32 protein-coding genes and 3 tRNA genes are annotated in these 25280 nt (G+C 58.7%); 17 read left to right on the top strand and 18 right to left on the bottom strand.

The window, feature by feature from the left end; all coding sequences use genetic code 11:
- The first annotated feature begins 54 nt into the window (after positions 1-54).
- Positions 55-1395, top strand: a complete 1341-nt coding sequence (proS, locus tag GOW04_RS00545; protein ID WP_152458706.1) for a proline--tRNA ligase — start codon at positions 55-57, stop codon at positions 1393-1395.
- 116 nt (positions 1396-1511) lie between these two features.
- On the opposite strand, the gene GOW04_RS00550 is transcribed toward proS, so the two are convergent.
- Complete coding sequence (locus GOW04_RS00550; protein ID WP_152458705.1) at positions 1512-1871, bottom strand: hypothetical protein; 360 nt, start codon at positions 1869-1871, stop codon at positions 1512-1514.
- A gap of 17 nt (positions 1872-1888) precedes the next feature.
- The gene (locus tag GOW04_RS00555) at positions 1889-2209 is read right to left on the bottom strand and encodes a hypothetical protein (protein ID WP_171231229.1); all 321 of its coding nucleotides are present in this window, start codon (positions 2207-2209) and stop codon (positions 1889-1891) included.
- A gap of 18 nt (positions 2210-2227) precedes the next feature.
- Here GOW04_RS00555 and GOW04_RS00560 point away from each other — a divergent pair, with 18 nt between their 5' ends.
- Positions 2228-3523, top strand: coding sequence for a lipoprotein-releasing ABC transporter permease subunit (locus GOW04_RS00560; RefSeq protein ID WP_171231230.1), 1296 nt, complete (start codon positions 2228-2230; stop codon positions 3521-3523).
- Positions 3516-4202, top strand: coding sequence for an ABC transporter ATP-binding protein (locus GOW04_RS00565; protein WP_171231231.1), 687 nt, complete (start codon positions 3516-3518; stop codon positions 4200-4202). Before GOW04_RS00560 ends, GOW04_RS00565 begins: the two co-directional genes overlap by 8 nt.
- Here the strand turns inward: GOW04_RS00565 and GOW04_RS00570 are convergent.
- On the bottom strand, positions 4186-4623 hold the full coding sequence (locus GOW04_RS00570) for a DMT family transporter (RefSeq protein ID WP_171227871.1): 438 nt from the start codon (positions 4621-4623) through the stop codon (positions 4186-4188). The two genes, GOW04_RS00565 and GOW04_RS00570, sit on opposite strands and share 17 nt — an antisense overlap.
- A gap of 97 nt (positions 4624-4720) precedes the next feature.
- Between GOW04_RS00570 and GOW04_RS00575 the strand changes: the two genes are divergently transcribed.
- Positions 4721-5128 carry a cytochrome c gene (locus tag GOW04_RS00575; protein WP_171231232.1) on the top strand — a complete coding sequence of 136 codons (408 nt, stop codon included), beginning with the start codon at positions 4721-4723 and terminating at the stop codon, positions 5126-5128.
- Here GOW04_RS00575 and GOW04_RS00580 read toward each other — a convergent pair.
- Both GOW04_RS00580 and GOW04_RS00585 read right to left on the bottom strand, forming a co-directional pair.
- Positions 5125-5817, bottom strand: a complete 693-nt coding sequence (locus GOW04_RS00580; protein WP_171231233.1) for a hypothetical protein — start codon at positions 5815-5817, stop codon at positions 5125-5127. The two genes, GOW04_RS00575 and GOW04_RS00580, sit on opposite strands and share 4 nt — an antisense overlap.
- Before the next feature lie 42 nt (positions 5818-5859).
- The gene (locus GOW04_RS00585) at positions 5860-6522 is read right to left on the bottom strand and encodes a DNA-3-methyladenine glycosylase I (protein WP_171231234.1); all 663 of its coding nucleotides are present in this window, start codon (positions 6520-6522) and stop codon (positions 5860-5862) included.
- Positions 6523-6941: 419 nt separating this feature from the next.
- Here GOW04_RS00585 and GOW04_RS00590 point away from each other — a divergent pair, with 419 nt between their 5' ends.
- From GOW04_RS00590 to GOW04_RS00610, 5 genes are all read left to right on the top strand, one after another.
- Complete coding sequence (locus tag GOW04_RS00590; RefSeq protein ID WP_171114863.1) at positions 6942-7892, top strand: ABC transporter substrate-binding protein; 951 nt, start codon at positions 6942-6944, stop codon at positions 7890-7892.
- 9 nt (positions 7893-7901) lie between these two features.
- Positions 7902-8951: a betaine/proline/choline family ABC transporter ATP-binding protein gene (locus GOW04_RS00595; RefSeq protein WP_171205398.1), complete on the top strand. Its 1050-nt coding sequence runs from the start codon at positions 7902-7904 to the stop codon at positions 8949-8951.
- Entirely contained in the window at positions 8948-11014 is a 2067-nt protein-coding gene (locus GOW04_RS00600) for a proline/glycine betaine ABC transporter permease (protein ID WP_171231235.1), read from the top strand. The genes GOW04_RS00595 and GOW04_RS00600 overlap by 4 nt, the downstream gene beginning before the upstream one ends.
- Positions 11015-11116: 102 nt before the next feature.
- Positions 11117-11782: an NnrU family protein gene (locus tag GOW04_RS00605; protein ID WP_171231236.1), complete on the top strand. Its 666-nt coding sequence runs from the start codon at positions 11117-11119 to the stop codon at positions 11780-11782.
- Between the two features lie 70 nt (positions 11783-11852).
- The gene (locus tag GOW04_RS00610; protein ID WP_171114871.1) at positions 11853-12374 is read left to right on the top strand and encodes a DUF2478 domain-containing protein; all 522 of its coding nucleotides are present in this window, start codon (positions 11853-11855) and stop codon (positions 12372-12374) included.
- An 81-nt stretch (positions 12375-12455) separates the two neighbouring features.
- Here GOW04_RS00610 and GOW04_RS00615 read toward each other — a convergent pair whose 3' ends face one another.
- Together GOW04_RS00615 and GOW04_RS00620 are read right to left on the bottom strand one after the other, a co-directional pair.
- Positions 12456-13130: a hypothetical protein gene (locus tag GOW04_RS00615; RefSeq protein WP_171167185.1), complete on the bottom strand. Its 675-nt coding sequence runs from the start codon at positions 13128-13130 to the stop codon at positions 12456-12458.
- Between the two features lie 151 nt (positions 13131-13281).
- Positions 13282-13365: transfer RNA gene (locus GOW04_RS00620), tRNA-Tyr, on the bottom strand.
- A gap of 116 nt (positions 13366-13481) precedes the next feature.
- On the opposite strand from GOW04_RS00620, the gene rlmB reads away from it, so the two are divergent.
- The 4 genes from rlmB to GOW04_RS00635 all read left to right on the top strand — a co-directional run bounded on the left by rlmB (position 13482) and on the right by GOW04_RS00635 (position 15773).
- Positions 13482-14252, top strand: coding sequence for a 23S rRNA (guanosine(2251)-2'-O)-methyltransferase RlmB (gene rlmB / locus GOW04_RS00625; protein ID WP_171231237.1), 771 nt, complete (start codon positions 13482-13484; stop codon positions 14250-14252).
- Positions 14236-14550, top strand: a complete 315-nt coding sequence (locus tag GOW04_RS21845) for a hypothetical protein (RefSeq protein ID WP_253283489.1) — start codon at positions 14236-14238, stop codon at positions 14548-14550. Before rlmB ends, GOW04_RS21845 begins: the two co-directional genes overlap by 17 nt.
- A gap of 97 nt (positions 14551-14647) precedes the next feature.
- Positions 14648-15106 carry a YHS domain-containing (seleno)protein gene (locus GOW04_RS00630; protein WP_171231238.1) on the top strand — a complete coding sequence of 153 codons (459 nt, stop codon included), beginning with the start codon at positions 14648-14650 and terminating at the stop codon, positions 15104-15106.
- A gap of 196 nt (positions 15107-15302) precedes the next feature.
- On the top strand, positions 15303-15773 hold the full coding sequence (locus GOW04_RS00635; protein ID WP_171231239.1) for a CoA-binding protein: 471 nt from the start codon (positions 15303-15305) through the stop codon (positions 15771-15773).
- Here GOW04_RS00635 and GOW04_RS00640 read toward each other — a convergent pair.
- The 4 genes from GOW04_RS00640 to GOW04_RS00655 all read right to left on the bottom strand — a co-directional run bounded on the left by GOW04_RS00640 (position 15770) and on the right by GOW04_RS00655 (position 19817).
- Positions 15770-16342, bottom strand: a complete 573-nt coding sequence (locus GOW04_RS00640) for a hypothetical protein (RefSeq protein WP_171114881.1) — start codon at positions 16340-16342, stop codon at positions 15770-15772. The two genes, GOW04_RS00635 and GOW04_RS00640, sit on opposite strands and share 4 nt — an antisense overlap.
- 69 nt (positions 16343-16411) lie before the next feature.
- Positions 16412-16729 carry a phosphoribosyl-ATP diphosphatase gene (locus GOW04_RS00645; protein WP_171231240.1) on the bottom strand — a complete coding sequence of 106 codons (318 nt, stop codon included), beginning with the start codon at positions 16727-16729 and terminating at the stop codon, positions 16412-16414.
- Positions 16726-17487: an imidazole glycerol phosphate synthase subunit HisF gene (hisF, locus tag GOW04_RS00650; RefSeq protein ID WP_171114883.1), complete on the bottom strand. Its 762-nt coding sequence runs from the start codon at positions 17485-17487 to the stop codon at positions 16726-16728. The genes GOW04_RS00645 and hisF overlap by 4 nt, the downstream gene beginning before the upstream one ends.
- 107 nt (positions 17488-17594) lie before the next feature.
- Positions 17595-19817, bottom strand: a complete 2223-nt coding sequence (locus GOW04_RS00655; protein ID WP_371814333.1) for a fused MFS/spermidine synthase — start codon at positions 19815-19817, stop codon at positions 17595-17597.
- A gap of 280 nt (positions 19818-20097) precedes the next feature.
- Between GOW04_RS00655 and GOW04_RS00660 the strand changes: the two genes are divergently transcribed.
- On the top strand, positions 20098-20490 hold the full coding sequence (locus GOW04_RS00660; protein WP_171116471.1) for a DUF302 domain-containing protein: 393 nt from the start codon (positions 20098-20100) through the stop codon (positions 20488-20490).
- 11 nt (positions 20491-20501) lie between these two features.
- On the opposite strand, the gene GOW04_RS00665 is transcribed toward GOW04_RS00660, so the two are convergent.
- Together GOW04_RS00665 and hisA are read right to left on the bottom strand one after the other, a co-directional pair.
- Positions 20502-20966 (bottom strand): DUF2867 domain-containing protein, encoded by a 465-nt coding sequence (locus tag GOW04_RS00665; protein ID WP_152458685.1) that lies wholly within the window; start codon positions 20964-20966, stop codon positions 20502-20504.
- Positions 20967-20970: 4 nt separating this feature from the next.
- Positions 20971-21693, bottom strand: a complete 723-nt coding sequence (gene hisA / locus GOW04_RS00670; RefSeq protein ID WP_152458684.1) for a 1-(5-phosphoribosyl)-5-[(5-phosphoribosylamino)methylideneamino]imidazole-4-carboxamide isomerase — start codon at positions 21691-21693, stop codon at positions 20971-20973.
- A 134-nt stretch (positions 21694-21827) separates the two neighbouring features.
- Here hisA and GOW04_RS00675 point away from each other — a divergent pair, with 134 nt between their 5' ends.
- On the top strand, positions 21828-22229 hold the full coding sequence (locus GOW04_RS00675; protein WP_171231241.1) for a DUF2147 domain-containing protein: 402 nt from the start codon (positions 21828-21830) through the stop codon (positions 22227-22229).
- A 3-nt stretch (positions 22230-22232) separates the two neighbouring features.
- Here the strand turns inward: GOW04_RS00675 and hisH are convergent, their stop codons facing one another.
- Both hisH and hisB read right to left on the bottom strand, forming a co-directional pair.
- Entirely contained in the window at positions 22233-22871 is a 639-nt protein-coding gene (gene hisH / locus GOW04_RS00680) for an imidazole glycerol phosphate synthase subunit HisH (RefSeq protein WP_171231242.1), read from the bottom strand.
- A complete protein-coding gene (gene hisB, locus GOW04_RS00685; protein ID WP_171231243.1) occupies positions 22872-23459 on the bottom strand; it encodes an imidazoleglycerol-phosphate dehydratase HisB in 588 nt (195 codons plus the stop codon).
- Positions 23460-23613: 154 nt separating this feature from the next.
- On the opposite strand from hisB, the gene GOW04_RS00690 reads away from it, so the two are divergent.
- Positions 23614-23853: an Lrp/AsnC family transcriptional regulator gene (locus GOW04_RS00690; RefSeq protein ID WP_050602861.1), complete on the top strand. Its 240-nt coding sequence runs from the start codon at positions 23614-23616 to the stop codon at positions 23851-23853.
- Here GOW04_RS00690 and GOW04_RS00695 read toward each other — a convergent pair.
- The 3 genes from GOW04_RS00695 to GOW04_RS00705 form a co-directional block, all read right to left on the bottom strand.
- A complete protein-coding gene (locus tag GOW04_RS00695) occupies positions 23850-24710 on the bottom strand; it encodes a GNAT family N-acetyltransferase (protein WP_171231244.1) in 861 nt (286 codons plus the stop codon). The genes GOW04_RS00690 and GOW04_RS00695 overlap by 4 nt on opposite strands.
- A gap of 81 nt (positions 24711-24791) precedes the next feature.
- Positions 24792-24866, bottom strand: a tRNA-Gly gene (locus tag GOW04_RS00700).
- A 33-nt stretch (positions 24867-24899) separates the two neighbouring features.
- Positions 24900-24974: transfer RNA gene (locus GOW04_RS00705), tRNA-Gly, on the bottom strand.
- Positions 24975-25124: 150 nt separating this feature from the next.
- Between GOW04_RS00705 and GOW04_RS00710 the strand changes: the two genes are divergently transcribed.
- Positions 25125-25277 (top strand): hypothetical protein, encoded by a 153-nt coding sequence (locus tag GOW04_RS00710; protein ID WP_171114892.1) that lies wholly within the window; start codon positions 25125-25127, stop codon positions 25275-25277.
- The last annotated feature ends 3 nt before the right edge of the window (positions 25278-25280 follow it).

A 25280-nucleotide genomic window follows, 5' to 3' on the forward strand; every position in this document is an offset into this window, starting at 1 on the left:
CCTTTGTGGATCGCGTAGAGCATTCGGGCTTTCGCTAGACAAATAGGATCGTTCATGCGCCTCAGCCGTTACTTTCTGCCCGTTCTCAAGGAAAACCCGTCCGAGGCCCAGATCGTTAGCCACCGGCTGATGCTGCGTGCCGGGATGATCAAGCAGGCTTCTGCCGGGATATATTCCTGGCTGCCGCTGGGTTTCAAAGTGCTGCGCAAGCTGGAAAACATTGTCCATGAAGAACAGGCCCGGGCCGGTCACATCGCGATCCAGATGCCCATCATCCAATCGGCGGATTTGTGGCGCGAATCCGGCCGCTATGACGATTACGGGCAGGAAATGCTGCGCATGAAGGACCGGCATGACCGGGACATGCTGTTCACGCCCACGGCCGAAGAACTGGTGACCGATATTTTCCGCGGCCACGTGAACAGCTACAAAGACCTTCCGCTGACCCTCTATCAGATCCAGTGGAAATTCCGCGACGAAATCCGCCCGCGTTTCGGCGTGATGCGGGGCCGCGAGTTCTATATGAAGGACGGCTACAACTTCGACCTCACCAAGGAAGATGCGCTGCACGCCTATAATCGCCATCTTGTCAGCTATCTGCGTACCTACGAGCGTATGGGCCTTCAGGCGATCCCGATGCGCGCGGATTCGGGGCCCATCGGCGGCGATGACACCCATGAGTTCCTCGTGCTGGCTGACACTGGTGAATCCGAGGTCTTCTATGACAGCGCCGTCACCGATCTTACCTTTGGTGATCGTGAGATTGACTATGACAGCCGCGAACAGTGTCAGGCGATCTTGGAAGAGTTCACCTCGAAATACGCACGCACGGATGAAACGCATGACGAGGCGCTGTTCAATCAGATCCCCGAAGAACGCCGCCGCGTGGCGCGTGGTATCGAAGTTGGGCAGATCTTCTATTTCGGCACGAAATATTCCGAGCCGCTGGGTGCCACCGTGCAGGGCCCGGATGGAAAACCGGTTCCGGTGCATATGGGCAGTCACGGGATTGGTGTCAGCCGCCTGGTCGGCGCGATCATCGAGGCCAGCCATGACGACAAAGGCATTATCTGGCCCGAGGGCGTGACCCCGTTCCATTGCGGCATCGTGAACCTGAAGCAGGGCGATGAAGAAGCGGATGCGGCCTGTGACAAAATCTACAATGCTCTGACAGCCTTGGGGCTGGAGCCGCTTTATGATGACCGTAATGAACGGGCAGGGGGCAAGTTTGCGACCATGGATCTGATTGGTCTGCCCTGGCGGATTACGGTCGGGCCGCGTGGCCTGAAGAATGGTGTCGTTGAACTGACTTGCCGCCGGACCGGCGAAAGCGAGGAACTGAGCCCCGAGGCGGCCGTTACCAAAGTTGCTGAAATCTACCAGCAGATTGCCTGAGCACCGTCACCGGTGACGGGTCTTGCTGTCACGCAACACAGATCCATTTCGCGAAGGTGGCCATGCGATTGGCTTGGCCACCAAATGTGATCTGACCAATTCGATCGGTTGAGACGTCAGTCTTGGTCTGCCGTCGGGCGCGTTGCAAGGATATCTCCGTTGGCGCCATCACCGCGTGCGACCACGATCGGACGGCCCAGCCGGTTGACCAGGTCGCGAAACTCAAGACCCAGAAACCGCAACCCGCAAACCCGCGCGTCCGTAGTGCGATCCGTGATACACAGACGCCCTTGCCGGAAAACCAGACGGTACCCTTTGTCTTTCAGAATATCCGTCAGATTGCCCCAGCTTGCCGCGCTGGCAAAGATCGGCCGAATGGCCGCACGCAGCAGCGCCGCTGTTTCACAATCCAGTTCTTTTGATGCTTGGCGAGACGGAATAACCCCCGCACCGTTGGTTGAAATTTGAAAATTCATTGAGCGACCCCCGCTCCTTAAATGTGTTCCCCCACATACAGGGTGACAAAGTTTCTGAAAATAATCAAAAAGAGTAATAAAATTTCGCGCCCATTGTTGCTTTTTCGATTCAGGAGCTCACAAAGCGCGATGATTAACTTCATACATGAAACAATACCGGTTTGTCTGTGATGCGCTTCACAACTCATGGTGTAGCAGCAGATTTCCAAGTCATCCGTTTGGCCCAGTCGCCGTGCTGGGCAACCGGATTGATTCGGCTCGTTCAGGCTGAGGAGCGGGTTCAGAGCGACAACCGGCTTGACCATCGGGTGAAATGCCGAAACTGTCCCCGCGAACATGAACACCCCGGAGCAGGCATGGCCAACACACCCCCGCCCTTTGCCCCTTTTGAATGGAAAATCGCATGGCGTTATCTGCGGGCCCGCAGGGCCGAGGGCGGCGTCAGTGTGATGACCTGGATTTCTCTGATCGGGATCACATTGGCAGTGTTTGCCCTGATCGCGACACTGGCGGTCCGGTCCGGCTTCCGTTCCGAATTCGTCGGCACCATCCTGGGCGCCAACGCGCATGTAACGGTCTATTCGTCAGGCGAGATTGACGCGCAGGGGCGGGTGGATCGCACAATCGCCGACTACGAAGAGCGCGCGGCCCGGATAGCACAAGTGCCCGGAGTTCAACGCGCGGCTCCTTTGGTGAAGGGGCAGGTGCTGATCACCAACCGCGACCGCAGCAGCGGGGTTGAAGTGTTTGGAATCCGACCCGACGATCTGCGTGATCTGCCCGGAATTGCCCGGGCAGAGCAGGCTGTGGGGGACTTGTCTGAATTCCAGGCGGGTGCGGATGTCATCGCAATTGGTTCAGGCGTGGCGCGCAGCATCGGGGCAACGGTCGGGGATGTCGTCAAGTTGACGTCGCCCAACGGCGTCAAAACCGCCTTCGGTACGTCGCCCCGCGTGAATGCCTATCGCGTTGTCTATGTGTTCTCGGCCGGGCGCTATGACATCGACCGCACGCGCGTCTACATGCCGTTTTCGCAGGCGCAGGGTTTCTTCAATCGCGAAGGTGTGGCTGACGAAATCGAAGTGATGGTGGACAACCCCGAAGACCTGGGCCCGATCCTGATTTCGATTCTCGAGGCCTCGGGCGAGCGCAGCCAGATCTGGACCTGGCAGGATGCATCCGGTGGGTTCCTGCGGGCATTGGAAGTTGAAGACAACGTGATGTTCATCATCCTTTCGATCCTCGTTCTGATCGCCGCGATGAATATCGTTTCGGGCCTGATCATGCTGGTCAAGAACAAGGGCCGCGATATCGGCATCCTGCGTACCATTGGCCTGAGCGAAGGATCGGTTCTGCGTGTCTTTTTCATCTGCGGCGCTTTTACCGGACTGATCGGAACGGCAATGGGGGTCATCCTGGGGTGCCTTTTTGCGATCTATATTGATCCGATCTTTTCCTTCGTGAATTACGTGATGGGCGGCGGCGTCTGGGATCCGTCGATCCGGGGCATCTATGCCTTGCCCGCCGAGCTGCATCTGAGCGACGTTCTCAAGGCGATCGGCCTGTCGCTTGGCCTGTCCTTTGTCGTCACCTATTTCCCTGCCCGTCGAGCGGCGCGGCTGAACCCGGTCGAGGCGTTGCGCTATGAATGATGTCACATTGCGTCTGAAAGGTCTGACCAAGACCTATCTGAAAGGCAAACCGGGCGAGGTGCAGGTCCTGCGCGGAGTTGATCTGGATCTGCGCGCGGGTGAGGCCGTAGCGATGGTCGCGCCTTCTGGGGCAGGTAAATCAACGCTTCTGCATATCGCCGGTCTGCTGGACATGCCCGACGAAGGAACCGTTGAAATCGGCGGGCAGAACGTATCGGGCAAGGGCGACCGGACCAGAACCGCACTGCGTCGGCAGGATGTCGGGTTCGTGTATCAATTCCACCACTTGCTGCCGGAATTCACGGCATTGGAAAACATCACCCTGCCGCAACTGGCCAATGGTGTGCCGGACAAGGCCGCACAGGCCCGAGCGTTGGATCTGCTGGACCGTGTCGGTGTGGCCGCACGCGCCAGCCATCGCCCCGCCGCACTCTCTGGTGGGGAACAACAGCGGGTGGCGTTTTGCCGGGCCTTGGCGAATGCGCCCAGTGTTTTGTTGGCGGATGAACCGACGGGTAATCTGGACCCCGAAACCTCGGATCAGGTCTTTGATACACTGATGAAACTGGTGCGGGACGAAGGGTTGTCGGCGTTGATAGCAACGCACAATCTTGACCTTGCGGCGCGCATGGACCGGATGGTTCGGCTTGAAGGCGGGGTGCTCAGGCCAGTTGAGTGATCGCAACGCCAATGGCCATGACGGCGATCCCGCCCATCCGCAAGAGTGTAAGCGGTTCGACCTGTGCGCCGAACAGGCCGAAATGGTCGATGGCCGCAGCGCTGATCAATTGCCCGAGCAGCACAAAGAACACGGCATTGCCCACCCCGAAATGTGGTGCGACATGGGTGATCGACAGGACATAGAAAGCAATCAGGACGCCTGCAAGCAACAGGTGTTTCGGCGCATTGGCAATCTTGGACAAGGCCGCAAATCCGGGAAACAGCGCCATGACCAAGGCGGAGGCGGCGAAGGCAATGGCAAACAACACAACAGCTGCCGCAGTTGGCGACCCGATGACTTTTCCCAGCGCCGCGTTGAGCGCGGCCAGGATCGGAATTCCAAATCCGGCGGCCAGCATGATGGCGGCGTATTGTGTCATTGCCCGAAACCTCTGTACCTTTTTCGTTGATCTGGATCATTGCGCCAAGACGGTCATCGGGCAACCCTGCAAATGCCAATCCAGGCAGGAGGATACGATGTTCAAGGCAACAATCAGTGTAATGGTTCTTGGGGTTTCGGCTGCTGCCTCGCAGGCCGCCTGGGCTCAGGGCGCGAAGACCGGAGAGGAACTCTATATGCACCATTGCGCGACCTGCCACGGAATCGATGCAATGGGCCAAGGTCCGATGGCAGCCGTGCTGGTGGTTCAACCGAGCGATCTGACCGCTTTGTCCAACGAAGAGGGCGTGTTCCCGACTGCCCGCGTTGTCTCCCGCATTGATGGTCGGGATCCGCTGGTCAGCCATGGTAGCCCAATGCCGGTTTATGGTCCTTATTTTGACGGGCAGGACACATCCATGAAAACGCCGCAGGGTCAGCCAATTCTGACGAGCCAACCCATCGTGGATTTGGTGGCCTATCTGGAGACCTTGCAGCAGAATTAGGTTCCGCTGCAAATCCCGTCGATCTCGGCCTCGCTCCAGGGAAGCAGGATTGCGCGCTCTCGCCCTTTTTGCGGAAGCGGGGACAGATCAAAATGCGCGCTCAGCATCCTGTGCAGCCGTTTGGTTCGGGTGGCCTGAGGGTCCAGCGCACGGCAGCAAACGTATTCCTCGACGATGGCGCCCTGCTGTTCAAACCCGTAGGACAGGAAGTCCAGCGAGGTTTCGAGGTCAAAAAGATACGGGTCGCTGCGCCCACCATGTTCCGCCGCTGCTCGCAACGGGTGGTAACCGGTGGTCCGGCGATTCTGCCACTGCCAGACATGCGTCAGTTCATGGGCCAGCAGCATCGCGGCCACCAGATTCATCTGATCCGGAAAATCGGACATGTAGTCTTCAAGATACCAATCGCGCGCAAAGTAGACCTTGTTGAACAGGGCCACGGCCGCGGGCCTGCCGGTCACCGGCCCGGGCTCTACCGGAGGAAGGATGCGCTCGCGACAGGCCAGACGTGGCCGCTCTTCGCGGAAATACGTCACATTGGCAACCGGCGCACCTTGGACCAATCGCACGCTGTCAAGATTCAGGGTTTCGCCCTGAATGGCATCCGCAAAGTTGCGCTCTTGCTTTGTCAATGGACGGCCGCAAGAGGACAGCAATAAAAGAGCACATAGGAATACGCGCAGAACCATGAGGTGAATCCTAGTCCTCTGCTTGCGATCCGCAAACCGTTTTCACAGGCTCATGGCCAGAACCCGGCTGATTTCCGTCAAAGACCGCCCGGATTGATCCATCCAGGAATTGAAGGCCCGTTGCACCGCCGCCATGGCTTTTTTCGACGTGGCGGGTTTGTCGATCACACCTTCGGCGATCAGACGGGCGGTGACGTCCCGCGACAGAATGAAACTGTCGCGCCCCGCAAAACGCATCGCATATTGCGCCGAAGCCCCGCCAAGACGAGACCCGCGTTTGGCCAGCATGGCCAAAAGGTTGACATAGTCATCAGAGGGCCAGCCCCCCAGAACCTGGCCCGCGCCGCCTTCGTCGCGCAGTTCCAAAAGGAATGCCGCGTTGTCCCGCATTGCTGCGATCTTGGTTCCATTTCGGACAATGCGTGTGTCTTGCAGCAGGGAATCGAACTTTTCATCATCCATGAACGCACACCGGCCCACATCGAAACCGTCAAAGGCGGCCTCGAATCCATCCCATTTGTTTTCGATGACCTTCCAGTTGAAACCGGCCTGAAAGACGCATTTCGTGATGATCGATAGCCACCGGTCGTCGGGCATCGCCGCCAGTTCTTCGTGGCTTTTGGGCTTGGTCAGCTGTGCTTCAAAGGCTTCGATCCCACCGTGGCGAGAGGCGGCAATATCAAAGATCTCGTCAAATGAACGCATAAACCCAACCTCAAAGCTATCTTAGGAAGAGTGTTTTGTTTTGCCTTCCTTTTGCAATGGGAATTTTCGGTGTTCGAAAGCCACCCGACCGGAATCGAAATTCAGCCCGAACAAGAAAAAACACTGAACTGTCAAAGAAATCCTCGACAAACGGGCTCAAAACGGTTTGTGATTGACTCGTCAGTCAACATTCCGTGCCCCGGGGCGGGGGATAATGGCGGGTCGGGCAGGGGTCCTTGCGGCGCCTGCGGGGGGAAATCAACGCATCAGCGGCAAGAAAGCTGCGCTGTTACAAACTGATCACTTTCCTTTTCCGACCAAATTTGTGCATGTTGCGGCATGGTATTGTCATCAGACAAAGATACCGGCGGGAAACCCCTGCCGGGGTGGGCAAAACAAATAAGACAGGGAGAAAATCCATGAAAAAACTGAGTGTAAGCCTTATGGCCCTGACCGTTGCCGGTGCGGCGCATGCGGCGGATATGGGGGCCGTGGACGAGCCGATCAAACTGGCGATCAACGAATGGACCGGTCAGCACGTGACCACGCATGTGGCGGGTGAAATGCTCAAGGCCGCTGGTTATAACGTGGAATATGTGACCGCCGGCATGATGAACCAGTTCCAGGCGCTGGCCGATGGAGACATCGACGCGACGCTTGAAATCTGGTCGTCCAATGTTTCGGATGAATATGCCAAGAAGATCGAGGAAGGCACGGTTGTCGAAATCGGCGATCTTGGCCTGGATGCCAAGGAAGGTATCGCATACCCGGCGCATGTCGCTGATCTGTGCCCCGGCTTGCCGGCGTGGGAAGCGCTGAAAGACTGCGCGCAGGTGTTCGCCACGGCGGAAACTCTGCCCGGTGGCCGTCTGGTCGACTATCCGGCCGACTGGGGCACACCTGGTGCGGATCGCATGGCCGGCCTTGAGCTGCCGTTCAAGGCTGTCCCCGCCGGTTCCGAAGGCGCATTGATCGCTGAACTTCGCGCATCGACCGAGCGTAAATCGCCGCTGCTGATCACATTCTGGCAGCCGCACTGGGCGATGTCTGCCTATGACGTGCAGTTCGTTGAACTGCCCGCAGGTGAAGAGGCGTGCTTTAACGATCCGGCGTGGGGTCCGAACCCGAACGCGGTAAATGATTGCGACTTTTCGCCATCGCGCATCTTCAAAGCCGGCTGGAGCGGCCTGGAAGAAAAGTGGCCCGCCGCCTATGAAATCCTGTCCAACTATCAACTGGCGGTCGAAGACCAGCAGCCGATGATGGGTGCGATCGATGTTGACGGCGGCCAGGTCGAAGAAGTTGTCGCCGCATGGATGGCCGAAAACGAAGACAAATGGCGTCCTGTTGTCGACGCGGCGACCAAGTGAGCCACTTAGGTGACTGACACGACCATGCCAGCCATTGCCTGCCGGAATCTCTGGCAGGTCTTTGGCCCGGGCGCTGACAAAGCCCTGACCGACGCGCTGTCTCGGTCAGGGAATGACGCTGACAAGGCCGCCGCAGACCTGCGGGAAAACGGGTTCATTCCGGCGGTTCAAGATGCCAACTTCGAGGTCAGGGAAGGCGAATTGTTCGTCATCATGGGCCTGTCGGGCTCGGGCAAATCCACGCTGATCCGCTGTATCTCGCAACTGCTGCCCGGCACGGGTGGTGAAATTCGGGTGGATGGTGAGAATGTCATAGGCGCCTCGAAAAAGGCCCTGACCGAGCTACGCCGAAAAAAACTGGGCATGGTGTTCCAGCATTTCGGCCTGTTCCCCCACATGACCGTAGCTGAAAACGTCGCATATCCTCTGCGCGTTCAGGGCGTTGGCAAAAAGGAACGGCTGGACCGCGCGCAGGAAGTGATTTCGCTGGTTGGTCTGGAAGGGCGCGAAGACAGCTTCCCGCGACAGCTTTCCGGCGGGCAGCGGCAGCGGGTGGGTATCGCCCGCAGTCTTGCCGTAAACCCTGACATCTGGTTTCTGGACGAACCGTTCTCGGCGCTTGATCCACTGATCCGTCGCCAGTTGCAGGATGAATTCCTGCGCATTCAAGCGACGTTGAAGAAATCCATCGTCTTCATCACGCACGATATTCAGGAAGCGCTGAAGCTGGCAGACCGCATCGCCATCATGCGGGATGGCAAGATCGTGCAGATCGGCACGCCCACGGATATCGTCCTGCGACCCGTCGATGACTATGTGCGCGAATTCTCGAAGGATGTCGCCAAGGGGCAGCATGCCAAAGTCGCCTCGGTCATGCGAAACGAGGCAGAGTGTGGCCCGGATGATCCCGGCCTGACTACGTCGATGACACTGGACGCGGCCTTGGCCCATTGCATGGAACTATATGAACCCGTGCCGGTGCGGGATGCCGATGGCTATGTCGTTGGCACGGTGCACCCGTCCGATCTGGCTGCCGCGCTTCAGGTGGACGAAACATGACCGCCTTAACTGAGGTTCCGACGCAGCACGGCGCGCGGCTGACGGCGGGCGCCAAGGCCGCCCTGATTACGGTTGTCGTCGGTGCGGTTTGCCTTGCACTTGAGGGCATCGCCCCATGGCTGGTCAAATGGCCCGCCGCGTGGGAACTGCCTGCAACCCAATGGGTGGGCGCGTTTCTGGATTGGTTTCTGAACCTGATCAAACCGGCGATGCGGTTGTTCTCGGATATGATGACCTATCCGATGAACTGGGCAAATTTCGTTCTTGGCAATACGCCATGGCCCATTCTGATCGGGATCGTGACCGCGCTGGGCTGGTACTTGGGCGGTTTGCCCATGGCGGCGCTGGGCTTTCTGGGCCTCAGCTTTGTCCTGGCGTCGGGTTACTGGGCTGAGAGCATGAACACTCTGGCCTTGGTCGCAGTATCCGTTCCGGTGGCGTTGATTTTGGGTGGTGGCATAGGCATCCTCGCCAACGAGGTGCCGCGGGTGAAATCCTTCGTCCAGGCGGTTCTGGACGTCATGCAGACCGTGCCGACCTTCGCGTATCTGACGCCGTTGTTGTTGCTTTTTGGCTTTGGCCCCGTCGTCGGTCTGATCGCCTCGGCCATCTATGCCGCGCCGCCCATGGCGCGCAACGTGATGCTGGGGCTGGAACGGGTCGAGCCCGAGATCAAAGAGGCCGCGATCATGTCCGGAGGCACGCGGTTTCAGCAATTGTTTCAGGTCGAAATTCCCGCCGCTACGACGCAGATCATGGTCGGTGTGAACCAGTGTCTGATGGCGGCCTTGTCGATGGTCATCATTGCCGCCGTCATCGGTGGGTTCAACGATATCGGCTGGGAGGTTCTGCTGACCATGCGCAAGGCGCAGTTCGGGGAGTCTCTGATGGCTGGTCTGGTCATCGTGGTCTTTGCCGTCGTCATAGATCGCATGAGCGGCACCTTGGCGACCGAGCGCAAACGTTATGACAGCCGGGTTGTCTGGGCGATGTTGGGTTTCGCCGTGGTCTTCACCGCCGCCTTCTGGGCGTGGTTGCCGAACCCATCCGAACTGACCTTGCTGGATCCGATGGCCGAGGCCGTGGACAGCGGCCTGACCGCGTTCACTCAGGCCAATGGCCCGTGGTTGGATGCGCTCAAGAACAACTCACTTTTCTATGTGCTGCTGCCTTTGCGGATCGGTCTAGATCAGGCGGTCCTGCCCTTCACCTGGGGCTTCCAGTGGACGGCGGGCATGAGCTTTGGCCTGTTTGCCGCAGGTGCCGGGATCGCGCTGTTGATGGCATGGCGTGGGCGGCTGACGGGTGGTCTGATCGTACTGATCCTGATTGGAATGCTGGAAACCGGCATTGCCAACCTGCCGTGGCCCTTTGTCCTGACCGGCGCCGCTGCTCTGGGCTGGGTCGCGGGGGGCTGGCGTCTGGCGGCGCTGTGCGTGGGGCTGCTTTGCACCATCCTCGTTTCGGGCCTGTGGGAGAGAGCGCTCTTGTCGCTTTACCTGAGCGGTGCGGCGGTGTTTTCCTGTGCCGTGGTCGGCGGCCTGATCGGCCTTGCCAGCGCGATTTGGGAGCCGGTGTGGAAAGTGGTCCATCCGATCTGCGACATGTTGCAGACAATCCCTCTGTTCGTGTTCCTGATCCCGGTCCTCATGGTGTTCCAGATCGGCGAGTTCTCGGCCTTTCTGGCAATCTGTGCCTATGCGATCGTGCCCATGATCCGCTACACGCGGCACGGGCTGGTCAACACGCCGGACGAGATGATGGAGGCCGCGATCTCAAGCGGTGCGACCGAGTGGCAGATCATGCGCGACGTGCGTGCGCCCTATGCCGCGCCTACGATCCTGCTGGGGTTGAACCAGACCATCCTCTATGCCTTTGCGATGCTGGTGATCGCCGCATTGATCGGCACCACGGGTCTGGGGCAGTCGATCTATCTGGCGCTGGGTCAGGCGGATGTGGGGCTTGGCATTTCGGCCGGGGCCGCGATGGCGATTCTGGCGCTGATTGCCGACCGCATCGTGCAGGGGTTTGCCGAAGAACGCCGCGCGGCGCTTGGGTTGTAAACAGGGCAGGGGCGATGCACCGCCCCTGCGCCGAACTTGATTTTGGACAAGTATACCAGTGCCGTCCTGATCTAGACCGATCCCAATAAAGCGGAGATCACCATGACCGGTTGGGTCCTATTCCTTGCAGCGCTCGTCACATTCCTTCTCAGCCACGCGATTCCGGTGCGGCCCACCATACGCGGATGGCTGATCTATACACTCGGACGCCGGGGGTATTTCACGGCCTATTCGGTTCTGTCGCTGGCCGTCCTGGCGTGGTTGATCATCGCCGCTGCCAACGCTCCTTATGTCGAGGTCATCCCGCCATTTGCGGTTTTGCGCTGGGCGCCGGTTCTGATCATGCCGGTGGTCTGCTGGCTGGCTGTCGCGGGGCTGATCATTCAGAACCCGTTTTCGTTCGGAGGGCTTGGCAATCGGCCCTTCGATCCAGAGCAGCCCGGTATCCTGCGCACCACCCGACACCCGATCCTTGCCGCGCTGATGCTGTGGGCGGTGGCACATCTTCTTGCCAATGGCAGCCTGTCACATGTGATTCTGTTCGGCCTGTTTGCCGGTTTCGCGGTCATGGGCATGGCCCTTGTCGACCGGCGTAAGTCGCGGGAAATGGGCTTTGAATGGGTCCGCTTGTCCCGCAACACGGCGCGGTTCTCACTGCGCGCACCGCGTCCCTGGCCGCGTCCCGGGGTGTGGCTGGCCGCGCTGGCCGCCTATGCGGTTCTGCTTCACCTGCACGCCCCTGTGATTGGCCTGTCCCCGCTTCCGTGAACGAGGGAGTGGCCGGGCGGTGCCTTGCGTGCTATTTGAAACGTCACAAACGAATTACAAGAGGTCCAAGATGCATCTGGCCTATGTCACCACCACCGATCGCGGCGCGACGGACCGCCTGCTGAGCGCCGTTGCGGACCGCCTGCTGGCCTCCGGAGCAAAACTGGCCGGTGTCGTGCAAACAAACACGGAATGTGCCGACAGCAGCAAATGCGATATGGACTTGCGCGTGCTGCCCGACGGTGAAACCATCCGCATTTCGCAGTCGCTGGGCACCCAGTCGCGCGGCTGCCGTCTGGACCCGGCAGCGCTGGAACAGGCGGTGGGATATGTGACCGCCTCGCTGGAGGGCGCGCCTCAGCTACTGATCATCAACAAATTTGGCAAGCACGAATCCGACGGTCGAGGCTTCCGCCCCGTGATCGGCGAAGCGCTGGCGATGGATATCCCGGTTCTGGTCGGCGTGAACGGTTTGAACGAAGAGAAATTCCAGACCTTCGCGGATGGCGCAGCGGAAGCCCTTCCGGCGGATCTGGATGCAATCGAGGCGTGGTTCAACAAGGTCTCGGAACTGCGCCCGGCGGCGGAATAGAAACTTCCAAACTCTTGGTTAAGAGACAAAAAGCGGCGCTGAAAAACAAATCAGCGCCACTTTTTTTAATGTTGGGTGCACTTAGGTTGTCTTAAGCCTGCGGTACCCGAACAGGCCCAGAACGGCACCGAACAAAAGCAGCCCGCTTGCGGGCAGGGGGACCGGTGCAACCTGCAAATTATCCACGTTGAATTCGCCACACCATTGGTCGCACCAAACGGTGTTCGACCCAAGGCCAAAGGGGAATTTGACCGCGTTGGGGACGTTCAGCGTGATCAACAGTTGATCAATGGCCGTGAACCCACTGGAGAAACCAAAAGTGTTCAAAGCCGAAGGTCCGAACGTCTGCGTCGCAACTGTGGCACCGTTCAGAAGCCCCGAAAATGTCAGGGTTGGAACTGTCGCAGCACCCGCCTTGAGCCACTGGTTGTAGGCCTGCGTTCCAAGTGCGGGTGCAGGGCCGGATCCGGTCTTGAACACGCGCGACAATCCTGACAGATCCACGGATTGTGCCGTAAACTTCGTCCCGTTTACGGCCTGCACCACCGTTGACAGCACACCGTTGTCGTCGTGCAAGTTGATCTGATTTCCAAAGTTGTAGACGGGTGCATAGTCAAAAGTGAAACCTTGGCTGGTTCCTTGAAACGTTGTCAGCCCGCTTTGAGGATCATTCGGAAAGTTATTGTCAAATGTAATAGTCAGCGCATTCGCTGCGCCTGCGACACAAACGGCAAGTGCCGCCAAAAGCAGTCTCATAACATGTCCCTCGCAAATACGTTAACAGACTAGCGGGCGATACCCGGTTTCGCAACTTTTACGAGTCTTTGCGGCCGTTATTGCGCAAAAGCATGCACGTAAGCACGCGCGGGCAATGCGTTTTGACCATCTTTGAATTCTACGGGAAAGATGGTGGGCGACCCTGGAATCGAACCAGGCGTGCGTCTCCGCGAGGGAGTTACAGTCCCCTGCCACACCTTGCGGCCTGTCGCCCACTGTCAGGCGTTGCACCTGACGTGGAGGCGTGATTACTAGCGCACCAAAGGAGCGTCAACAGGAAAATTTCGCTTTGGCGCAGGAAACCGAATTCCCGGCCCGGAGGCCCGCAAAATGAAGAAACCCAAATGGGTCGTTGAGAAGGAACAGGCGCGCAAGGCCGCGACTGCTGAAACCGTTTGGCTGTTCGGTCTGCATGCAGTTCGCGACGCTTTGATGAACCCCAATCGGCAGAAACTGCGCCTGATCGTAACGCGCAATGCGCGGGACAAGCTGGCGGAAGCGATTGAATTCTCTGGGATCGAGCCCGAGATGGCTGATCCGCGCAAGTTTACGGCACCCATCGATGCAGGCTCGGTGCACCAGGGTGCCGCGCTGGAGGTAAAGCCGCTGGATTGGGGCGGTCTGGCCGAAAATTGCATCGGTCGTGAAAATCCACGCGTCATCCTTCTGGACCGCGTTACGGACCCGCACAATGTCGGGGCGATTCTACGCTCGGCCGAAGTTCTGGGTGCCAGTGCCGTCATAGGCACCCGCCACCATTCCGCGCCCGAGACTGGGGCCCTGGCAAAAACCGCCAGCGGCGCGCTGGAGCGTCAACCCTATCTGCGGATGCGCAACCTTACCGACACAATTGTAGAACTACAGAATATGGGATTTCTGGTCCTTGGGTTGGACGGTGAAGCAGAGGTAACGATCGAAGGCGCGCTGGGCGACGGTCGGGACCGCCCCGTCGCACTTGTTCTGGGGGCGGAAGGCCCGGGATTGCGCCAAAAGACGAAGGAAACCGTGGATCAATTGGTGAAAATTGACGCAGCCGGGGGATTCGGATCGCTGAATGTCTCAAATGCCGCGGCAATCGCCTTATATGCATCCCGGCCCTGACAAAAAGGAGAGCGTTATTTCCGGTCCATCCAAAATTGCGACCTGCTGCTACTGCGGGACCCGGGCTGCGCTGGTCCTGAGGGGCAAAGAACGGCACGAGCTGAGCTGTTCCAGTTGTGGCGCACCTTTGCATGATCTGAAGATGCTGCCCAAGCGGAAGGCTGCGCCTGCCAAAACGGTGCGATCTGCGGTTTCTCATGCCCCTCCACGGAAGACCAAGCGAAAAAAGAAGAAAAAGAGCATGTTCTCGCGCGTGTTCGATGAAGCCTGGGATGTGATCGAAGACATTTTCGATTGACCGTTTTTGGGTGAAGATCGTTCACATCCACGTCAACAGGGGTTCCGCATGCAGCAAAAAATTGCATCTTGATACCCCAGTGATCTCAGATTCTGACATGGCAATGCTGACCCGACGTTCCACACTTGGCGCGCTGTGCGCTTTTTTTCTGGCGCCTGCCACGTATGCGCAGGAAAGGCCCGTTTACTACACCACCGAAGGGGTGGCGTTGGCCGGGTATGATGCCGTGTCCTTTTTCGACGGTTCTACACCCAACATGGGCATGCCCGAGAATTCCGTGATGTGGAAAGGGGCGCGGTGGCTTTTCACCTCGCAGGAAAACCGCGAGCTGTTCGAAAGCAATCCCCGTGCTTTCGCACCGCAGTTCGGCGGGTATTGTTCATATGCGATGGCGATGGGAGTTCTGAAGAGCTCGGACCCCAAGGCCTGGAAGGTCGTGGATGGTCGTCTGTACCTGACGCACTCGATCCAGATCGAGGAAATCTGGCAGCAGGATCAGGCAGAATACATTGAGTTGGCTGAAGAAAACTGGCCGGCAATCCTTTATCAGGAATGAGCGGGAATCAGCTAATCGTGAAGAGTCATCACAAAAATGCGCTGCCCCTCTTTTTTTTACCAAATATATGCCTAAATGTCACAGTGACCGCGGAATGGAACTGCCGCGGGTCATTTCACTGTCCCTCGTTCCAACAACTGGCGCCCAAGGCTTCTTGGGCGCTTTTTTCTTTTTGGAACCCTGCTAAGGATAGGGCATGCCAGACTATTCCGATCAGCACCTGAGAGCCATTCTGCAACGCACCAAGTCCGTTGCCGTTGTCGGGGTGTCCATGAACCCGGTGCGGCCCAGCTATTACGTCGCCCGCTACCTGTCGTTGAAAGGGTTCAACGTGATCCCGGTCAATCCGGGCCATGCCGGGAAAGACCTGTTTGGCCAGACGGTACGCGGCAGCCTTTCGGAGATATCCGAACCCGTGGACATGGTAGACATCTTCCGACGGTCCGAATCCGTGCCGCCCATTGTGGACGAAGCGTTGGAGGCGTTCCCGTCCCTCGGAACGATCTGGATGCAGATCGGGGTTGAACACCCCGATGCAGCCGCCAAGGCCGAGGCCCGCGGTGTGGACGTCGTGATGAACCGCTGTCCGAAGATCGAGTATCAGCGCCTGTTTGGCGAGCTGCGCATGGGTGGGTTTTCCACCGGGATCATCTCGTCCAAGCTTTAGGGCGTTGCTGGCTGATAGGGTTTCAGGCGGGCAACCTGCTCCTGTCGTCGTTTTTCCAGCACCACGTCCCGAGGGACCCAGTCATATCGGGTATCCTCGACCAGAGGTGACCAGAACAACACCCCGCCATAGCGCCACGGGTCCAGCACGACGCCCTCATAGAGCGATTCACCCTTGCGACTGATAATCGCGGTGCTGTGGTCGATCCTCAGCGGATTGTCGGCGTTGGCGATGGCGCGGTGCAATTCCAGCGTCTGGAAGTTTTCCTGTTTCAAACGACGCTCGATATCCTCGGCCCAATGCCAGCACAGACCACGCGGGCGCAATCCCTTGTTGACCTTCGCATTGTGGATCAGCGGCGGGTCGGTGATCTGGTATTCGTCCACCAGCTGCGCGGTATAGGAATAGGCGACTTGCGCTGCCCGGCGGGCTTCTTCCGGATCGATATCCGGGCCAAGCCGCTGAATCTCGGCTGTCAGGCGTTGTACCTCATCCCCGGTCGAGGGGGGAGGCGCCGCACATGCCGCAACGATGGCAAGCGTTGCCACAAGCATCAAAATTCGGATCATGTCGCGCCCTCGGCCTGCCAATCTGACGCCCGAGTATAGCGGCCGTTGCGGCGGCGCGGAACCCGGCCGTTACCTTTTGGGGCGGGCGGCCTTTTCGGCAATGCCGCTGATGCCCTGACGGCGCGCAAGTTCGGCCAGAACATCCTCCAGCGCCACGTCTCGGGCGGCCAGCATGACCAGCAGGTGATACAGCACGTCTGCGGCTTCGGCAGTCAGCTTGGCCTGATCGCCCTTCGTGGCTTCGATGATGGCTTCGATGGCTTCTTCACCAAATTTCTCGGCGCATTTCTCGGGACCCTTTGCAAGCAGCTTGGCTGTCCAGCTTGAATCGGGGTCAGCCCCTTTACGCGCCTCAATCGTGGCAGCAAGGTCGTGCAGAATGCTCATGTCAGCCTCATCGGAATGCCTGCGGCGGCCATGTGTTCTTTGGCTTCGCGGATCGTGTATTCTCCGAAATGGAAGATCGAGGCCGCAAGCACCGCACTTGCGCCACCTTGGGTGACGCCTTCTACCAGATGATCCAGATTGCCGACACCGCCGCTTGCGATCACGGGCACGTCCACTGCATCGGAAATCGCACGGGTCAGGGGCAGGTTGAAGCCAGCCTTGGTGCCGTCGCGGTCCATCGAGGTCAGCAGGATTTCTCCGGCGCCTTTGGCGACAACGGTTTTTGCGAACGCGACCGCATCAATGCCTGTTGGCTTGCGGCCGCCATGCGTGAAAATCTCCCACTTTCCGGGGCTGACCGTCTTTGCGTCGATGGCGCAGACGATGCACTGGCTGCCGAATTGATCTGCTGATTCCGCGATCACGTCGGGATTGGCAACGGCTGCCGAGTTGAAGCTGACTTTGTCTGCCCCCGCCAGCAACAGGGCGCGGACATCATCCTTGGTGCGAACCCCGCCGCCGACGGTCAGAGGTACAAAGCACTGCTCGGCGGTGCGCTGTACCACATCGAACATGGTGCCGCGGTTTTCGTGGGTTGCGTGGATATCAAGAAAACAGATTTCGTCCGCGCCTGCGGCGTCATACGCCTTGGCCGATTCCACGGGATCGCCCGCATCGCGCAGACCGACAAAATTCACGCCTTTGACCACGCGGCCATCGGCAACATCAAGGCAGGGAATGATCCGGGTTTTCAGCATCTGATCGTCCTTCGTTGCCGGACCTTTACCGGCAAAGCGCCGCCGATGCCACAGACGTTTTGCCGCCCACGGCCCTGGTAGCACGGGCCATGGGCGGAGCGGGGGGCTTAGTGATCCCGGTTCTTCAGCAGCTTCAGTGCCGAAAGCAGGTTTGCCTTGTCATCGGTCCATGGCAGCGCGCCGTCGGTTTCGACGATTTGCCAGTTTCCATCCTGCGCAAAACTCTCAATTCGGGATTTGTCGGGGCTCAGGATCACAACGCTGCTGGTGGCGGCTCCGGTTTCAACCTGCTCTTCACCCACGGCCAGCCGCTGATGCGCAGCGGTCAGGTTCAAACTGTCGGCAATTCGGGCCAAAGGCAGGACCAGATCGTAGAACCGGTTTGTGATGTGGAACACCAAAACCCCATCATCGGCCAGGCGGCTGGTATACATCTCCACCGCCTCGCGTGTGATCAAGTGAAGCGGAATCGCGTCCGAGCTGTACGCATCCAAAACCAGGATATCGAAGGCAAAAGGCTTTTGCTTCAGAACGATTCGGGCGTCACCCAGATGGGTTTCGGAATCGGGCGTGCATTCCGACAGATAGGTGAACAGCGAAGGGTCGCGTGCGATCTGGTCAACGGTCGCGTCGATCTCGAAGAAGTCCCAGTTTTGCGCAGGCTGCCGATAGCAGGCCAGTGCACCTGTTCCAAGACCTACAATTCCGATGCTGTCGGATTGCTTGCCGAAGTCCGACGTGATGACCTGCGCCATCGGTCCTTCGGGGTGATAATAGGACAGCGGAGTGGGCCGAGCGCCATATTCGGATTCGCGTTGCCAGCCATGCACCGTGGTGCCGTTCTTGTAGACACGGTAGCCCTCGCTTGAATACACCGAATGCACGCCGAAAAAGCTGCGATCTTCAAACACCGGATTGTTCTTTACCGCAAATGCGGGCAGCAGAACGACGGTAAGAACCACAGGGATACGCATGGCCTGTGCCCGAAACAGGTACAGCACCGCGAATATCAGCGCGAACAGGGCACCTGCACGCGGGATATCCGCGCTCAGGGCTGCGACGCCGCGTGTCGCACCTGCGATGACGAGGATGAAAACACTTGCCGCGATGCCCATGATGACATGGCGAAGGGCAAATCCCGGCGCGCGGACAAGAAACAATCCTCCGGCCAGGATCATGGTGATTGGCGCCTCCAACTCACGTGTGAAGGCAATCGGCGCAACGATCGAGTTGAACAGCCCGCCAATCGCTCCGCCCACGGAAAGGGCGATGTAGAACACGGTCAATTGCTCGGCGGATGGGCGCATGTCGTACAGCAGGCGGTGCGCAAAAAGGGCGATGATGAACAGCACCGGGACATAGAGCAGAATAACCACCGGCGCGTCATGCTCGCTGACCACCTTGGACACCAGTACGACACCCGCCGCCAGCGCCGCCAGCATGGGCAGGTTCAAGGCGTCAAGGGTCAGGTGTTTCCATTTGGCAAACGCGATGATGAAGGACAGGATATAGACCGCCAGCGGAACAACCCAGATCAACGGGAGAGCACCCAGATCCGTGCTGACCCGCGTTGTGAAGGACAGCATCAAGGAAGAGGGGATGAAGGCGACGAACACCCAGACAGCGATCTGCCGCAGGGTCGGGAAACTGGCCTTGAGCGCCGTTTGGGCCGACGGCTTCGTGTGCCGTGATCCCCGCAAGGCGATCATGCCACTGCCAAGCAAAAGCGCGCCGAACAGAACGAAGCCGACCAGCCAGGCACGGCTGATCTCGGCCGCGCCAAAAAATGGATCCGCAACCAGGGGGAAGGCCAACAACGCCAGCAAGGATCCGACATTGCTGGCGCTGTAAAGAAAATACGGATCATCCGCCGAAGGCCCGCCCGACCTGGCGTACCAGGCCTGCAACAGGGGCGCATTTGCCGACAATACCGCAAAAGGTACACCCACACCTACGGCGAACAGGCCAAGCGTTTGCAGCGCGGTCGAGGTCGAGGCGTCATAGCTCCAGCTTTCGCTGGTGGACAGCGGCAGGAAAGTCAGCGCCGCCGCCCAAAAGGCAAAATGGGCGATGATCTGCCAGCGCAAAGGCAGAAACTTGGTCAACAGGTGCGCGTACACATACCCGAGTATCAACACCACTTGAAAAAACAGCATTGCGGTCGTCCAGACCGCCGGGGCGCCGCCGATTTTTGGAAGAACCAGTTTGGCAAAAAGCGGCTGGACAAAGAACAGCAGACTGGCGCTCGTGAAAATCGCCGCGCAGAAGATCGCAATGGTTGCTGATCCGAATCTGGACGTCTTGGGAACGTCTAGGTTGGAAATACTCACGTTTGCCACCCGGGTTGTTGTGTTTGACGAAGGAGTTAAGCGGGGATTCCGCCCGAATTATGGCTCAACACAGTAAAATGTTTGGCTTCTGGTCGGATTGTTCTCGAAAGCAAGGGTAAAATGGGGGCCTTCAATTCTGGCAAAGCTTTGCTGATGCCAGACTTGTGATTGTCAGATTTCCAAAACCTGTGAGAATTGGAGTGAATATTACAGAAGGAATACCAACATGCGTAGCTTGATACTTGCTTCAATTTTTTCGCTCGGAGGGGCTTTGGCCGCCATGGCTGACGACATCATCAAAGTTCAAACGAACAAATCCGTAGCCGAGGCGCTGGATGCGCTGGAAGCGGCGGTTGGCAACGCAGGGGCCACTGTCTTCGCCCGTATCGACCACGCGGCCGGGGCGGAAAAGGTCGGTACGCCCATCCCGGCCAATCAAGTGCTGATTTTCGGCAATCCTGCGCTGGGCACGCCGGCCATGCAGATCGATCCGCGTGCAGGGTTGTTCCTGCCGCTCAAAGTACAGGCGTATGAGGATGGGAACGGTCAGGTCTGGTTGGCCTATGAAGACCCCAAGGAAACGATGGACGAGCTGGATGACGTCGAAAAGTCACCAGTCATCGAGAAGATGCGCGGTGCGCTCGCCAAGTTGACTGCTGCGGCCGCGGGTTAAGACCTTTTGGGTCATGTGCTTGCGCTTTTCACACGCGCAAGCGCGTTTCGCGCGATCAGGATGTGAAATGGCAGGATCGCAGCCAGGTACAGGCGCCCGCCAAGGTTATGGCGTCGGACCCACGTGGCCAGCGAGATGCGGCCGTTTTCCGACAGGACGGAAACCCGGAAATCCAGGTGGCGATCGTTGAATCCTGCGATCACCTCGGTCCTGCCATCATGTTCGACCGGGAAGATCCCCAGCTTGTCGCCAGCATCCGGGCCTGTCGTGCTGAGGCCAAAGGGTGTCACCAGCAGGCCGCGCAGCCGAACCAGTGCCATCGCCCATCCGGGGAACGCGGTAATGATTTCCGCGGCCCGGCGCGGCGGAAGATTGGATTCAACACTGAAGCAGTCCAGAAAGTCGCCGGTTTTGAACCGTTCGTTCAGCAGGCTGTGCGCGGACAGTTCGGAACGCTTTACCGGCGAATGAAACATAAAGCTATCCTCTGAGCGTGGTCAGAGCCTCTTTCAGATCAATCGCTCCATCATAAAGCGCGCGGCCGGAAATGGCACCGTTCAAAGCTGCGCCACAATCGCGCAGCGCGATCAGATCGGCGATCGAGGACACGCCGCCAGATGCGATGACCGGAATATCGACCGATTTGGCAAGCTCTGCGGTGGCCTCGACATTGGGGCCCTGCATCGCGCCGTCCCGGTTGATGTCGGTGTATATGATCGCGGCGACGCCCGCGTCTTCGAAGCTGCGGGCCAGATCCGTTACCTGAACGTCGGTTTCTTCGGCCCAACCCTTGGTGGCAACCAGACCGTTGCGCGCGTCGATGCCCACGGCGACCTTGCCAGGAAAGGCTTTGGCCGCTTCGCGCACCAGATCGGGGTTCTCGACCGCGACCGTGCCCAGAATCACGCGGGCCAGACCTTTGTCGATCCAGGTCTCGATGGTGGCCATGTCGCGGATGCCGCCACCCAATTGCGCGGGCACGTCGCAGGCTTTCAGAATCGCCTCGACCGGGGCGGCGTTGACCGGCTCACCTGCAAAAGCGCCGTTCAGATCGACCAGATGCAGCCACTCGCACCCGGCCTCGACAAAGGCGCGGGCCTGCGCGGCGGGGTCTTCGTTGAACACGGTGGCCTTGTCCATTTCACCACGCAGCAGGCGCACGGCATTGCCGTCTTTGAGGTCGATGGCGGGGTAGAGGATCATGTCGGGCGGCCCTATATCTGTGTTGCACGCGCGGGATATCGCACAGGCGGGGCAGGGGATGCAACGCGACGCTGGGTCATTCTTGCCCGCAGCTGGCTGCCGGGTCAGACTGCCATCAAAACAGGGAGACAATCATGAAGAAATTTACGTTTGCAGCGGGTTTGATGTTTCTTGCGACCAGCGCGATGGCTGCGGATCCCGTCGATGGTCTGTGGAAGACTGCACCCGGTGATACCGGCGGCTATCTGCACGTGACGATTTCCGGATGCGGCAGTGCGATCTGCGGAACCATCGACAGCGCCTTTGATGCGGATGGCAACGAGCAGCTGGAATATGAAAACCTGGGCAAGCAGATCATTTGGGACATGGTGCCCGATGGCGGCGGAAGCTATGGCAGTGGCAAGATCTGGGCACCGGACCGGGACAAAACCTACAATTCTAAAATGTCACTGGACGGCCAGAACAAATTGACCGTCAAGGGATGCGTGGCGGGCGGTCTGATCTGTCGCGGTCAAACCTGGACACGTGTTCAGTAAGCCTCAGGGTTTCCAGGTTAGGAAGTTTCCCAACATGCGCAGGCCAACGTCCTGGCTTTTCTCGGGGTGAAACTGCATTCCAACCATCGTGTCACGGCCAATCACGGCCGTGACCTCCTGCCCGTAGTCCACATAAGCCAATCGCTGTGCCGGGTCGGATACCCGGAAGTGGTACGAATGGACGAAATAGGTGTGATCGCCGGATTTCACCCCGTCGAACACCGGGTGATCGCTGTCCAGAACAAGATCGTTCCAGCCCATATGCGGCACTTTCAGCGATGTGTCTGACGGCTCGATCCTGACGACATCGCCGGCAATCCAGCCCAGACCATCCGTTTCGCTGTATTCATGGCCGTTGGTTGCCATCAACTGCATGCCCACACAGATACCCAGAAACGGGCGGCCTTTCTGCTCGACCGCCTCGACCATCGCGTCATAGATGCCCTTGTGCCCACGCAATTCGGCAGCGCATGCCGGAAACGCCCCGTCGCCGGGCAGAACCAAGCGATCGGCGCGTGCCACAACATCCGCGTCCGAGGTGACGACAACCTCACCCGCGCCGACCTCTTGCGCCATGCGCTGAAACGCTTTTTCCGCCGAGTGCAGGTTGCCGCTTTCGTAGTCGATAATGGCGGTCAGCATTTACAACGCGCCTTTGGTCGACGGAATCGCATCTGCCTTGCGCGGATCGGTCTCAACGGCGTCACGCAGCGCGCGGGCAACGGCCTTGAATGCGGCCTCGGCAATGTGGTGGCTGTTGAAGCCGTGCAACTGGTCGATATGCAGCGTGATGCCGCCATGGGTGCTGAGCGCCTGAAAAAACTCGCGCACAAGTTCTGTGTCGAATGCACCGATTTTCTGTGTCGGCAGGTCCACGTTCCAGATCAGATAGGGGCGGCCCGACAGGTCCAGCGCACAGCGTATCTGAGCATCGTCCATCGGCAGGTGGCATTCTCCGTACCGCCGGATCCCTTTCTTGTCGCCCAGGGCCTGCGTCAAAGCCTGCCCCAGCGCGATGCCGGTATCTTCGACCGTGTGGTGATCATCAATGTGGTAATCGCCCTTGGCGCGGATCGTCATGTCGATCAGGGAATGGCGCGCCAATTGATCCAGCATGTGATCAAAAAAGCCAACTCCGGTCTGGTTGTCATACATGCCGGTGCCATCCAGATTGATCTCGACCGAAATTTCGGTTTCGGCAGTCTGGCGGCTGATCTTTGCGCTGCGCATGGGCGAATTCCTTTTGCTACAGGCGCGCTTATAGACGGGGAAGGTCGGGGTTTTCCAGACCGCGCGTTGCGATCGCTGCAAACTGTTGCAGGGGATTGCGCCCGGCTTGGCCCCGTGTCAGCTTGCCAACAACACGAACCGATAGGGTCAATCCATGTCCACCTGCGTTTTCATCCAGATCCGTTGCAAGCCCGGAACCACCTACAAAGTCGCCGAGGAAATCGCCCTGCGCGAAATCCACTCTGAACTGTATTCCACCAGCGGTGAATATGATCTGCTGCTCAAGCTCTATATCCCCGAGACCGAGGATGTGGGCCATTTCATCAACGAACACCTGCTGGTGATTCCCAATATCGAACGCTCGCTGACCACAATGACGTTCAAGGCGTTTTAACCCAGTTCGAATGAGGTGACGCCAAAGACTCGGCTCAGATCGATATCCGGCGCGCGGCCGGAATACATCCGGGCCGTTTCAAACACCTTTTCCAACCCGAGCTTTGCGGCCAGCACAAACGCGGCCGTGTTGGGCAAAGGCATGTCGATGAAAACGGCATCCTGTGAATGGTGGGCTGGCACGGTTTCCAGCAAACCGGCCAGCAGGGCTTCGGCGATGCTCTCGCGATCTGCAAAAAGCGGCCCGATCTTGTACCCTGTCCGGCAGGGGCGCAACGTTGCGTACCCCTTGATCTGACCATCCTCGGAATACACGCGGGACATATGGCCCGGCGCGCTGATCCAGCCCTGCAAGAACGCGTCGCGGCGGGCCGGAAAAAGGTGCCGGTCGTAGGCGAACAAAGCCTCGGACGCCGCCGTCAGGGGCTCAACGCCGGTTGATGGGGTCAGAGCCTGCTGCAACTTCTCTACAGTCGCCGTGAAACGATAGTTGTTATAGGCGAAAGAAAATCCCGAACTGCGGTAGTTGTGTTGCTGGTCGACGACCCCATCCAGACCGATGTTGTCCGTATTGCAGTTTTCCAAGGCGTGCTGCCAGATTTTCAGCCCGTGGCCCGATCCGCGAAACTCGGGCCGGACGATGTAGAAGCCAAGGAACGCAAATGCGTCATCATACTGAACGACCGAGATGGAAGCGATCATTTCGCCATCCAGGAATCCCCCGAGAAACCCGCGAGTATCCGTGCCGTGGAAGCAACGAGCATCGTGATGCCCCGGGTTCCACCCTTCGCGCCCGGCCCAATCAACGGCCTTTTGGACCTCGTCAACGGTAAGAGGGCGGATGACGTAATCAGACATGGGTGAATCCTGCGTTGGGCAATGCAACCAGAATGACGCAATGTCATGTGAAGAACCAGCATGTCTGGAGAATTTTGTATCTGGAGCGGGCGAGGCGATTCGAACGCCCGACCCTAACCTTGGCAAGGTTATGCTCTACCCCTGAGCTACGCCCGCATCAGATACATATGTGGTCCGAAGACCTCTCAATGGAGCGGGCGAGGCGATTCGAACGCCCGACCCTAACCTTGGCAAGGTTATGCTCTACCCCTGAGCTACGCCCGCGCCGTTGAGTGAGGAGGGATTTATAAATTCCCACGCGGGGCTGCAAGCGGAAAAACACAAAATAGAGGAAAAATATTTCGACGGAACCCGGCATCTGGCCCGTTCAATCTCAAACACGGATCAAAAAAGGACACAGGCAGAGGGGCTTTCATGATTTCTGTTGCAGACATGAAGATAATGGCGCTGGCCGCAATGATCTTGCTGGTCACCGCGATGCCGAAATCGGACGATCACGAACACGGTCAGATCACGCCCGTTTTGTCGAAAGCTCCCCATGTGATGATTACGGATCTGACGGGATAACAC

The sequence above is a fragment of the Ruegeria sp. HKCCA4812 genome (assembly GCF_013034245.1).
GTDB lineage: Bacteria > Pseudomonadota > Alphaproteobacteria > Rhodobacterales > Rhodobacteraceae > Ruegeria.